General features: G+C 34.9%; 3 protein-coding genes. All 3 read left to right on the top strand.

Annotation, left to right across the window (positions count from 1 at the left end):
* Positions 1–170 precede the first annotated feature (170 nt).
* A complete protein-coding gene (locus DNJ75_RS14590; RefSeq protein WP_117004164.1) occupies positions 171–506 on the top strand; it encodes a hypothetical protein in 336 nt (111 codons plus the stop codon).
* Positions 507–604: 98 nt separating this feature from the next.
* Positions 605–1,051, top strand: a complete 447-nt coding sequence (gene iglE, locus DNJ75_RS14585) for a type VI secretion system lipoprotein IglE (RefSeq protein ID WP_157968390.1) — start codon at positions 605–607, stop codon at positions 1,049–1,051.
* Positions 1,052–1,063: 12 nt separating this feature from the next.
* A complete protein-coding gene (locus DNJ75_RS14580; RefSeq protein WP_117004162.1) occupies positions 1,064–2,764 on the top strand; it encodes a hypothetical protein in 1,701 nt (566 codons plus the stop codon).
* The last annotated feature ends 122 nt before the right edge of the window (positions 2,765–2,886 follow it).

Here is a 2,886-nt window from a genome sequence, read left to right as displayed (position 1 = left end):
CCAATGAACGTGTACAAAGAAGGTGCTATTGACTTTAAAAGTCAGGCGCAAAAAACATTGCAGGTTGCATGACATGTATAGGAATAAGAATTTTTAAAAAACTGTATTGACACTTTGGGGTAGAATACAATAATTTACTTGAGCCAAACATTTTAAGGCAGTTGCCTTTGATGCAGGCTATTGTATTGGCTGCAGGAGATTATATAGAGAAAAATAATTCATCATGGTTTAGAAATAGTGTTACCTATTCCAGAAAACTTTTATCAAATATTTGTTGTATGAATAATGCTTTAAGAATTCAAGCCGAAGTATTGAGTTTTATTTTAGGGACAGGTGATTATCCTGGCAGGAAGTCTTCAGATAAAACTACATCAAGAAGAATGCTAATAAGAAATCGAATTTTGCAAATGAAATTACAAAGACAAATTCCAGGTTTCTTAGCCAAAGAACTTAAAGTGGATCAATTAGATTTAGATGATTTGAGTAATATTGCTGTAGAGAATTAGCTCTCTACAAGGGATCCCGAATAAATACGGTACTTTTAACAGTAGCATCTGTTAGATAATAGAGATGTTTTTAGATGCGATATAGTTGGAGATATACAATGAAAGATCGATCAATAAAGTTTATTAAGTTGCCTGTTCTAGCTTGTAGTATTGCATTGCTTTCAGGGTGTTCAATTTTTAGTTCAGATAAAATTCCTGATAATAAAGCGCCAGAGCAAACTATGACAATTTCTGTTGGAAAAAATGTTAACTCTGGACATAGTTTTTATGTGGTTATTAACATCAATGATGATGTTAAGAACTATATGGCTGAAACTAAAGACAATATCTATCAGCAAATGTTAGATCAAAAGCTCTTAAGTTATCAGGTTTTCCCTGGACAAGAAAAGAAGATTACAATATCACCAGAGCAAAATAGCAAATATCTGGGTGTTTATTTTTTGGATAAAGAATTGATTGATGCCGAGCGATGGTCTTATCTGTTACCCGTTTCTGGTAAGTCTCATATTTTGAATGTAACAGCCTCCAGTGTGGATATAAATTAGAGAGCGCATTATATGAAAGTGGTGGGCAATGTTACTGATCAAATGCGCGAGCTTTTGAAGCGATATAAAACATATGATGAGTTTGAGGCAGACTCACCCCTTCATGATATTGACAAAACGCCTTATAAAATGCTTTTTCATCAAGATAAGCTTCTGACTGCTCTTTCTGCGGATAAGCTTTATCAATGTCCGGATTCAGCAATATTTAATCAGTCTTTTGAGGACAAGTATAGTTCGGAAAATGTAATTCCAAATCGCCAGAAAAGCGTTGCCAAGGCTATTAAAGATTGTGCAAAAGCCCATGACTTAGAGGTTAGAGCGCCTGCAATGCATCATTTGCAAGAAAGTTATCAAGGACTCTCTAGTTATGTGCAAACAATTGGTGGTTATGCTAAGAAGGCACCTTTAAAGAATCTCCTTGAAGAAGCTGGGAAAAATACAACCATTTTACAGCATCAGATAAAGTCTTATATTGAGTTAGAAAAAAAGCTGACAGAAAAGCCAAGTGCAAACAATGGGCAGTCAGGTGCAAGTAATGCAATGGCAATAAATAAGCAAAGTGAGCCTTTAGAGTCATCAATACACAATCATACTACAGCAGTACAATCACAACTTTCCAAGCAAAATAGTACATTGGATGCATTGCAACAACAGAATGTAAAATCAGCCCAATCTGAAATACAACAACTATCTAAGCATACTGCCTCATTATCATCAGCCACAAAATTATCATCGGTAACGGACAAAAATAATGCTAAGTACAATGTTTTAAAGAAATCAAAATCTGCACTTATAGAGAAGGTTAATGAACAAAATAAGCTCATTGAGCGCATTGTTCAAAATGAATATAAAGCAGGCAATCTTGAGAAGGTTAAGACATTAAGGTCGAATATTTTAGACTTAAGATCAACGCAATATCAAATAGATGATATTCAGGAAGATTACAAAAAAGCGTATGGTCAGTCTATTCCTGAATCGGAATATTTACCTAAGCAAACAGATAGCAACAATACTGCCAAGGCTCTCGAAAAAACAGAAGAAACACAGCCAATACAAGATACACAAGTAGCAGACGATAACCCAGTAATTAGAGCAAAAACAGTTAGCAAATTGCGTCAGTTGACAAAAACCAAAAATATTCAACTAGGTGAAGTTCTCAAAGGGCTAAAAGAGATGAGTGATAGTGCTGGCAATAAGGTAATGAGTGCACAACTTGCTACACTGGTGCCCTCAAGCCTTGTTGGCAGCAAAAAAGTATTGATCCCAAACACGGTATCCTTACCGCAAAGCTCAAGTAATAACGTTAATGATACTGTAAATAATTTAGCAAGTGATTTGAGCAATTCTCTTAACCAAGAGGTCAATACAGTTGATCAAGCAAGTTCAGCGTTTCAATCTTTAAATAACGCAATCAATACTAATGTAAGCAATTTAGCAAATGATATTAACAATCCTTTTAATCAGGGTGTTAACAAACTAGGTCAAGCAAACACGATGCTGCAATCATTAGCTGGTAAAATCAATTGTTGTAGTGATTTGCAGCAACCAGAGATTAAAGCGCAATTACCAGAAATTGGCAATTTACTTACTGATGGAACCAATTTGCTCAGTAGCAATATACTAGAGAGTAACCCCCTTGCAAATACGTCAAATGCTTTAAGTGCTTATCAGGCAGAGTTATCTAATTTAATGAGCTTAAGTAGTAATGTATAATACCCCAAGAAATTTAAACAGTATCTTTTGAAATTCATTTCCGATATATTGTTGAAAGTGAAATGAACAGAGGGCGTATTTATGAGCACAAAAAGGACAAGTTACTCATCCGAGTTTAAGGT

Source organism: Cysteiniphilum litorale, from assembly GCF_003428165.1.
GTDB classification, from domain to species: domain Bacteria; phylum Pseudomonadota; class Gammaproteobacteria; order Francisellales; family Francisellaceae; genus Caedibacter; species Caedibacter litoralis.
Note: the sequence above shows the minus strand (reverse complement) of the source record. Positions and strands in the feature narration are given on the sequence as shown.

Coding starts and splice junctions, on each gene's coding strand:
- DNJ75_RS14590 (WP_117004164.1), top strand. CDS start 171: ATGCAGGCTATTGTATTGGCTGCAGGAGATTATATAGAGAAAAATAAT.
- DNJ75_RS14580 (WP_117004162.1), top strand. CDS start 1,064: ATGAAAGTGGTGGGCAATGTTACTGATCAAATGCGCGAGCTTTTGAAG.
- iglE (WP_157968390.1), top strand. CDS start 605: ATGAAAGATCGATCAATAAAGTTTATTAAGTTGCCTGTTCTAGCTTGT.